We start from the raw sequence: 7,885 nt of genomic DNA, 5'->3' as shown, positions 1-7,885 counted from the left end.
GGTTGATAGGCCGGATCTGGAAGCCAGGTGACTGGTGGAGGTGACCGGTACTAATAGGCCGAGGGCTTGTCCTCAGTTGCTCGCGTCCACTGTGTATGTTCTGAGACAACGAACAGTTGTCGGCTTCAGAGCTGAACACACAATTGAAGAGTGTGCTTGTTCGCTCGAAACCATTAGGGTTTCGGTGGTCATAGCGTGAGGGAAACGCCCGGTTACATTTCGAACCCGGAAGCTAAGCCTTACAGCGCCGATGGTACTGCAGGGGGGACCCTGTGGGAGAGTAGGACACCGCCGAACAATCTTTGGAAGGACCCCTGGTCCCAGCGTTCAGCTGGGACCAGGGGTCCTTTCGTTTTTACAATGCTTGAGGTACCGAAGACAGGAGTCACCATGTCCACCAACTCTCCCGAAGACCGACCGGAGCGCGATCAGCGCCGACGGGACAGTGGTGACCGCGGTGACCGTGGCGGCTTCCGTCGCGACAACGACCGTCCCGGATACGGCCGTCGAGACGACAGGCGCGACGATCGCCGCGACGACCGCGGAGGGTTCCGTCGGGACGACGACCGTGGCGGTCACCGGGGTCGTGACGACCGCGGTGGCTTCCGTCGCGACGACAACCGCGGCGGTGGCTACGGCCGGCGCGACGACCGCAGGGACGCCCCGCGAGACGACCGGCGGGAAGGCGATCGGGGACCGCGTCCGCCGTACCGCCGTGACGACCGCGTCGGTGGCGGCCCGCGTCGTGACGACCGCGGCGACCGTGACCGCGGCTTCCGCCGCGACGACCGTCCCTCCTTCCGACGGGACGACAGGCGTGACGATCGCCGCGATGACCGCAGGGACGACAGGCGTGACGGCGACCGCGGTGGGTTCCGCCGCGACGACAGCCGTGGCGCCGGCGGTGGCGGCTACGTGCGACGCGACGATCGCCGTGACGACCGCCGCGACGGTGACCGCGGACCGCGTCCCGCCTACCGGCGCGACGACCGGGGTGACCGCGGTGACCGCCGGGACGGTGAGCGCGGCGGCTTCCGTCGTGACGACCGGCGCGATGACAGGCGTGATGACCGTCGTGACGACCGGGGCGGTTTCCGTCGGGACGACGACCGTGGCGGTTACCGGGGTCGTGACGACCGCGGTGGCCACGGGCGGGACAACGACCGCGGGTACGCACGCCGCGACGACCGTCCCCCCTTCCGTCGGGACGACCGACGGGACGACAGGCGTGACGATCGCCGCGATGACCGCAGGGACGACCGTCGGGACGGCGGCGACCGCGGTGGTTACCGTCGCGACGACAACCGTGGCGGCGGCTTCCGCGGCCGTGACGACCGTCCCCCCTTCCGCCGGGACGACCGGCGTGACGATCGCCGCGACGACCGCAGGGACGACCGGCGCGATGACCGTCGGGACGACCGCAGGGACGACAGGCGCGACGACAGGCGTGACGGCGACCGTGGCGGGTTCCGCCGCGACGACAGCCGCGGCGGTGGCGGCTACGGGCGGCGTGACGACCGGCGCGACGACAGGGGCGGACGCCCGGGTGGCGGCTTCCGCGGGCGTCCCGGCGACGACCGGCGCGGTGGCGGACGCTTCCGTGACGACCGGGAGCGCGACCGGGACCGGGAGCCGATCAAGCGGCTGCCGATCCCCGAGGACGTCACGGGCGACGAGATCGACAAGGACGTACGGCAGGAGCTCCAGAGCCTGCCCAAGACGCTCGCGGAGGACGTCGCCAAGAACCTGGTGATGGTCGCCCGGCTCATCGACGAGGACCCCGAGGGCGCGTACGGCTACTCCAGGGTGGCCCTGCGGCTCGCGTCGCGTGTCGCGGCCGTGCGTGAGGCCGCCGGGTTCGCCGCCTACGCGAGCCAGAAGTACTCCGAGGCTCTCGCCGAGTTCCGCGCCGCGCGGCGCATGACCGGCAACGTGGACCTGTGGCCCGTGATGGCCGACTGCGAGCGCGGACTCGGGCGCCCGGAGAAGGCGCTGGACATGGCCGGCGCACCCGAGGTGCACAAGCTGGACAAGGCCGGTCAGGTCGAGATGCGGCTCGTCGCGGCCGGTGCCCGGCGTGACATGGGGCAGCTGGAAGCGGCCATCGTGACGCTGCAGAGCCCCGAACTGGCCTCCCACTCCGTGCAGCCGTGGACCGCGCGACTGCGCTACGCGTACGCCGACGCCCTCCTCGCCGCCGGGCGTGCGGACCAGGCCCGTGAGTGGTTCGCCAAGGCCGTGGAGGCCGACCGCGACGGCAGCACGGACGCCTCCGACCGGCTGGCCGAGCTGGACGGCGTCGAGTTCATGGACGTCCTCGACGACGAGGACGCCGAGGACGGCGACGCCGACCACGACGCCGAGAACCACGAGGACGGCGGCGACGACCTCGATGACGACGACGAGCACGACGATCCCGAGGACGACGAGTTCGACGACGAGGACGTGGTGGACGCCGAGGGCACCGACGCCCCCAGGACGGAGTCCGGTGGCGGCGACCGGGACTGACCCGGAGCAGTGACGGAGGGCGGGAACCCGAACACCGGGTTCCCGCCCTCTTCCTGTTGCACCGGCCGTCGCACCACGCCCCGGCGCGCGGATCAGAGGTCGAGGTCGAGCAGGCGCAGCACCAGCCCCGACGCCGGCTTCGGACCGAACGACGTCGACTTGCGGGGCATCGTCACGCCCTGCCGTGCCAGATCGCGGACGACCTCCTCGCGGACCGGGTGCATCAGGACCGCCGTGCCGCCGTCGCGTTCGGCCTTCTCGACCGTGGCGGCGGTGTCGTGGATGTAGGCGATGTGGGCGGGGGAGTCCTCGGGGACGTGCCAGACGTGGTCGAGGAGCACCGCGTGCAGGACCGTCGCGTCCAGGGTGCGCCACGCCTCGGGGCGGTCGGCGGGGACCGTACGGGCCAGCAGGGCGGGATCGGGCCGGTCGACGACGTGGAAGGCGCCGTCGCCGGCGAGCAGATACGCGTTGCCCTCGCGGGCCGCCTCCGCCAGCGCCCCGAGGGCGTCGGCGAGCGGCACGTCCAGGCGCCGTACCCGGAACAGGCCCGTCAGCGCGGCGACGGCGTCCGCGACCGGCAGACCGTGCAGCAGCCGGTGGATGGCGCGGACGCGCAGGGGATGGCGGACGGTGTCGACGAGGAGCACCAGGCCGTAGTCCCAGGCGCTCGGCGAGGTGTGCTCCGCGCGCAGCAGCCGGTACGTCGCCCAGCGGTGGTGGCCGTCGGCGATCAGGGCCTGGTGGCCGCTCAGGTCGCTCCGCACGAGGGCCAGTTCGGCGGGGTCGGTCAGCGACCAGAGGCGGTGCTCGAAGCCGTCCTCGGTGGTGGTCGCCAGCAGCGGGGTGCGCTCGGTGACGCGGTCGACGACGTCGGCGGTGGTGCCGTCGCCGCGGTAGGTGAGCAGGAGGGGTTCGAGGTTGGCGCAGGTGGCGCGCATCAGGGCCGCGCGGTCCGCGACGACGGGCGGCATCACGTCCTCGTGGGGCAGCACGACGCCCTCTTCGGGGTCGCACACGCGCAGCGCGCCGATGACGCCGCGCTGGACCAGGCCGTCGCCGTCGCGCTGTTCGTAGACGTACAGGCCGGGGACGGGGTCGGTGGTCAGGATGCCCTCGTCGAGCCAGCCGCGCAGGGTCTCGGCCGCCTGCTTGTTGCGGGCGGCGGGCGTGTCGGCCTGCGGGAGGATCAGGCGGACGATGTTGTGCGGGTCGGCGGACTGGAGGTGGTGCAGGCCGTCGGGGCGCACCACGACGTCGTACGGCGGGGAGGTGACGGCTGCGAGGCTGCCGACCCGGTCGGGGTCGTAGCGGAGGCCACGGAACGGGGTGAGTTCCAGGCCGCCGGCCGTTGCTTCCGGGTGACCGGGAGTGTTCATCCCGGCATCGTACGTGTGTCAGTGGCGTGGGGGATGATCGGGGAAAGCGAGCGAACGAGGAGCGATGTGGAATGAGCCAGGGCGTCAGGACGAAGCCGGAGGGCAGTGGCCGGCCCCTGAATGCGGCGTACGACACGGCGCTGCTCGATCTGGACGGGGTGGTGTACGCGGGAGGTGACGCGATCGCGCACGCGGTCGAGTCGCTGGAACTCGCCCGTTCGGGCGGCATGCGGTTGGCCTACGTCACCAACAACGCGCTGCGCACGCCGGACACCGTGGCCGGTCATCTGACCGACCTGGGCATACCGACGGGCGCCGGGGACGTGATCACCTCGGCGCAGGCGGTCGCGCGGCTGATCAGCGAGCAGGTGCCGCGAGGCGCGCGCGTGCTGGTGATCGGCGGTGAGGGGCTGCGGGTGGCGTTGCGCGAGCGCGGCCTGGAGCCGGTGGAGTCGGCGGACGACGACCCGGCGGCGGTGGCGCAGGGGTACGGCGGCCCGGACATGGCGTGGGGGCGGTTCGCGGAGGCGAGTTACGCGGTGGCGCGCGGTGTGCCGTGGTTCGCGTCCAACACCGACCTGACGATCCCGAGCGGGCGCGGCATCGCCCCCGGCAACGGCGCGGCGGTGGAGGTCGTACGGATCGCGACGGGGGCGGAGCCGCAGGTGGCGGGCAAGCCGTTGCCGCCCATGCACCGGGAGACGATCCTGCGGACCGGGGCCGAGCGGCCGCTGGTGGTCGGGGACCGGCTGGACACGGACATCGAGGGCGCGATCAACGGCGGGGTGGACTCGCTGCTCGTGCTGACCGGCGTCACGGACGGGGCGCAGCTGCTCGCGGCGCCGCCGCGGCACCGGCCGACGTACGTCGACGCGGACCTGCGCGGGCTGCTGACCGGTCAGCCGGAGATCACCGCGGAGGGCGGGGGCTTCGGCTGCGGGGGCTGGACGGCGACGGCGGGTCCCGACCGGCTCGACCTGTCCGGCGACGGCGAGCCCCTGGACGGCCTGCGCGCCCTGTGCGCGGCGGCCTGGACGGCGGCGGGCGACGGCGAGTGCGGTCTGGACGGGGGCAAGGCCCTGGCCCGACTCGGTCTGTGACCCGGTGTGCGCGGGGGAGGCGGCCGCCGAGGCGGAGGTGAGGATGGGCTGACCTGACTTCGTGTCGGTCGATCATCCTCCCGAGCAGCGTGTGGTCCCCTCCGTCGGGCCTCCCGGGCGGCGAGTGACACGCGCCCTCGGGCCGCTCGCCGGCGCCGGCGAGCGTGGATCGCGAGGGTGCTCGCCCAGCAGGCCCCGCTGCTGCCGAGGAGCAGGGCCGCACCCTCGTCGTCGTGCTGCACGACCTCGACCACGCGGCCCGCTACGCCACCCACCTCGTCGCGCTGCGCGACGGCCGGGTCGTCGACGACCCGGAGACCGGTGCGCCCCTGGTGGTGCCCGCGGCCCGCAGGGCACGGGCGGCGGTCGTCACAGGAGCTTCCTGAGCCGGAACAGGTCGAGCAGGCTCGCCTCCAGGCGCACCCGGCCCGAGCCCCACGCCTTCGCGAAGTTCAGCTCGCCGTCCACCAGCGCCACCAGGTCGTCGCCGGCCATGACCAGCCTGATCCCGGCCTTTTCGCGCGGTGGTCCGGGAAAGGTCTCGTCGACCACTATCCCGCCACCGGTCATCCGGCCCGCGAACGTCACGTCCAGATCCGTGACGTGGCAGCTCACCGAGCGGTCCAGGGCCGCGGCCGCCCGGACGTCGCCGTCGGCGCCCCGCATGTTCTCGGAAAGCTTCTCGAGTGCGGCTCGGCACTCCTCGATCGTGGCCATCGCGACCGACGGTACCCCAGCGCTTCGCGGTAGCGTCGGGGCATGAACGACTCCGCGCCGCAGGCCGAGGGCCCGCAGGACGGGACGGCGGCCGACAGGACGGCGGCCGACGCCGGGCACGACCCCGCCGCCCCCGCCCCGCTCGACGTGTCCCGGACCCCCACCGGCAACGCCGAGGTCGACGCCCTGCTGGAGCGGCTGGCCGACGCCGACCACCTCGCGACCGACGGCCACGTCGAGGTGTACGAGGATGTACACAGGGGGTTGCGCGACGCGCTCACCGCGCTCGACGCCCGCCCGGGACCACCGGCGCCCCCGGCACCGGCCCGCCCGGTGCCCCCACCGTCGTACGGGAACAGGAGCTGAACCGAACGTGGCAGGAGTCGCACGCCGCCGTCTGGACGCGGAGCTGGTCCGCCGCAAGCTCGCGCGCTCGCGCGAGCACGCCAGCCAGCTGATCGCCGCGGGGCGGGTCAGCGTGGGCAGGACCGTCGCCACGAAGCCCGCCACCCAGGTCGAGACCGCCGCCGCGATCGTCGTCACGGCCGACGACGGCGACCCCGACTACGTCTCCCGCGGCGGCCACAAGCTCGCCGGGGCGCTGGCCGCTTTCGTACCGCTGGGCCTGGTCGTCGAGGGGCGCCGGGCGCTGGACGCCGGCGCGTCCACCGGGGGCTTCACCGACGTCCTGCTGCGGTCCGGGGCCGCCCACGTCGTCGCCGTGGACGTGGGTTACGGCCAACTCGCCTGGTCTCTCCGCAATGATGAACGCGTCACCGTCAAGGACCGTACGAACGTACGCGAGTTGACGCTTGAAGCGATCGATGGGGAACCTGTGGATCTTGTCGTGGGTGATCTGTCCTTCATCCCGCTCGGACTGGTCCTGCCCGCCCTGAAGGCGTGCGTGAAACCGGACGCAGACCTGGTGATGATGGTCAAGCCGCAGTTCGAGGTGGGGAAGGAACGGCTGGGGAGCGGGGGAGTCGTACGGAGTCCGCAGCTGCGGGCGGAGGCCGTGCGGGGCGTGGCCGCGAGGGCGTGGGAGCTGGGGCTCGGTGTGCGGGGGGTCACCGCGAGCCCGCTGCCCGGGCCGTCCGGCAACGTCGAGTACTTTCTGTGGTTGCGGGCCGGGGCAGCGGAACTGGACCCGGCCGACGTTGACCGTGCTGTGGCGGAGGGGCCGCGTTGACACCGAACCGAGCTCGAACTGTTTTCCTGCTCGCCCACACCGGGCGGCCCGCGGCCATCCGCAGCGCCGAACTCGTCGTCAAGGGGCTGCTGCACTCCGACATCGGGGTGCGCGTCCTGGAGGAGGAGGCGCAGGACATCCCGCTGCCCGAGGAGGTGGAGCTCGTCAAGGAGGCGACCCCGCAGTGCCTCGACGGGTGCGAGCTGCTGATCGTGCTGGGCGGTGACGGGACGCTCCTGCGGGGCGCCGAGTTCGCCCGCGCCTCCGGGGTGCCGATGCTCGGCGTCAACCTGGGCAGCGTCGGCTTCCTCGCGGAGGCCGAGCGGGACGACCTCGACAAGGTCGTCGACCGGGTGGTGACCAAGGCGTACGAGGTCGAGGAGCGGATGACCGTCGACGTCGTCGTGCACCGCAACGGCGACATCGTGCACACGGACTGGGCGCTCAACGAGGCGGCCGTGCAGAAGGCGGGCGCCGAGAAGCTCCTCGAGGTCGTGCTGGAGATCGACGGGCGGCCGGTGACCGGGTTCGGGTGCGACGGGATCGTCCTGTCCACACCGACCGGATCGACGGCGTACGCCTTCTCGGCGGGCGGGCCCGTGGTGTGGCCGGAGGTGGAGGCGCTGCTGATGGTGCCGATCTCCGCGCACGCGCTGTTCGCGAAGCCGCTGGTCACCTCGCCGGAGTCGGTGCTCGCGGTGGAGGTGCTGCCGCACGTTCCGCCGGGCGTGCTGTGGTGCGACGGCCGGCGGACGGTCGAGCTGCCGCCCGGGGCGCGGGTCGAGGTGCGGCGCGGGGCGGTGCCGGTGCGGCTGGCCCGCCTGCACCACGCCTCGTTCACGGACCGCCTGGTGGCCAAGTTCGCCCTGCCGGTCTCCGGCTGGCGGGGGGCACGGCCCTAGGGCGTGTTTCGAAAGTCCCGCCTGGCCCGCGACGCCTGGCACGCACACTCGCTGCGTTGTCGGAACGCCCGAGTACATCCAGTACGAGGG

7 protein-coding genes, 1 rRNA gene and 1 pseudogene are annotated in these 7,885 nt (G+C 73.0%); 7 read left to right on the top strand and 2 right to left on the bottom strand.

The features are described 5' to 3' along the window. Positions 1-180: 180 nt before the first annotated feature. Both rrf and AB0F77_RS42810 read left to right on the top strand, forming a co-directional pair. Positions 181-297 (top strand): 5S ribosomal RNA (gene rrf / locus AB0F77_RS42815). Between the two features lie 1,347 nt (positions 298-1,644). Continuing rightward, positions 1,645-2,508, top strand: a complete 864-nt coding sequence (locus tag AB0F77_RS42810; RefSeq protein ID WP_361960171.1) for a tetratricopeptide repeat protein — start codon at positions 1,645-1,647, stop codon at positions 2,506-2,508. 92 nt (positions 2,509-2,600) lie between these two features. Here AB0F77_RS42810 and AB0F77_RS42805 read toward each other — a convergent pair whose 3' ends face one another. Then, a complete protein-coding gene (locus AB0F77_RS42805; RefSeq protein WP_361960168.1) occupies positions 2,601-3,887 on the bottom strand; it encodes a DUF1015 domain-containing protein in 1,287 nt (428 codons plus the stop codon). Positions 3,888-3,958: 71 nt separating this feature from the next. On the opposite strand from AB0F77_RS42805, the gene AB0F77_RS42800 reads away from it, so the two are divergent. Continuing rightward, positions 3,959-4,987: an HAD hydrolase-like protein gene (locus AB0F77_RS42800; RefSeq protein ID WP_361960166.1), complete on the top strand. Its 1,029-nt coding sequence runs from the start codon at positions 3,959-3,961 to the stop codon at positions 4,985-4,987. Between the two features lie 150 nt (positions 4,988-5,137). After that, positions 5,138-5,373 (top strand): annotated as a pseudogene (locus AB0F77_RS42795) (ABC transporter ATP-binding protein); the annotation flags it as partial. Here AB0F77_RS42795 and AB0F77_RS42790 read toward each other — a convergent pair. Next, on the bottom strand, positions 5,357-5,704 hold the full coding sequence (locus AB0F77_RS42790) for a sterol-binding protein (RefSeq protein WP_361960163.1): 348 nt from the start codon (positions 5,702-5,704) through the stop codon (positions 5,357-5,359). The pseudogene AB0F77_RS42795 and the gene AB0F77_RS42790 sit on opposite strands and share 17 nt — an antisense overlap. A gap of 42 nt (positions 5,705-5,746) precedes the next feature. Between AB0F77_RS42790 and AB0F77_RS42785 the strand changes: the two genes are divergently transcribed. The 3 genes from AB0F77_RS42785 to AB0F77_RS42775 are packed head-to-tail and all read left to right on the top strand — an operon-like array spanning position 5,747 to position 7,795. Beyond that, the gene (locus tag AB0F77_RS42785) at positions 5,747-6,070 is read left to right on the top strand and encodes a hypothetical protein (protein WP_361960160.1); all 324 of its coding nucleotides are present in this window, start codon (positions 5,747-5,749) and stop codon (positions 6,068-6,070) included. Positions 6,071-6,077: 7 nt separating this feature from the next. Further along, a complete protein-coding gene (locus AB0F77_RS42780) occupies positions 6,078-6,893 on the top strand; it encodes a TlyA family RNA methyltransferase (protein ID WP_361960158.1) in 816 nt (271 codons plus the stop codon). Next, positions 6,890-7,795, top strand: a complete 906-nt coding sequence (locus AB0F77_RS42775) for an NAD kinase (RefSeq protein WP_361960155.1) — start codon at positions 6,890-6,892, stop codon at positions 7,793-7,795. Before AB0F77_RS42780 ends, AB0F77_RS42775 begins: the two co-directional genes overlap by 4 nt. The last annotated feature ends 90 nt before the right edge of the window (positions 7,796-7,885 follow it).

Source organism: Streptomyces sp. NPDC026672 (assembly GCF_040638185.1).
In the GTDB taxonomy this organism is placed as follows: domain Bacteria; phylum Actinomycetota; class Actinomycetes; order Streptomycetales; family Streptomycetaceae; genus Streptomyces.
Note: the sequence above shows the minus strand (reverse complement) of the source record. Positions and strands in the feature narration are given on the sequence as shown.

Excerpts from the sequence above, each read along its gene's own strand:
- AB0F77_RS42800 (WP_361960166.1), top strand. The coding sequence starts at position 3,959 with ATGAGCCAGGGCGTCAGGACGAAGCCGGAGGGCAGTGGCCGGCCCCTG.
- AB0F77_RS42785 (WP_361960160.1), top strand. The coding sequence starts at position 5,747 with ATGAACGACTCCGCGCCGCAGGCCGAGGGCCCGCAGGACGGGACGGCG.
- AB0F77_RS42790 (WP_361960163.1), bottom strand. The coding sequence starts at position 5,704 with ATGGCCACGATCGAGGAGTGCCGAGCCGCACTCGAGAAGCTTTCCGAG.
- AB0F77_RS42805 (WP_361960168.1), bottom strand. The coding sequence starts at position 3,887 with ATGAACACTCCCGGTCACCCGGAAGCAACGGCCGGCGGCCTGGAACTC.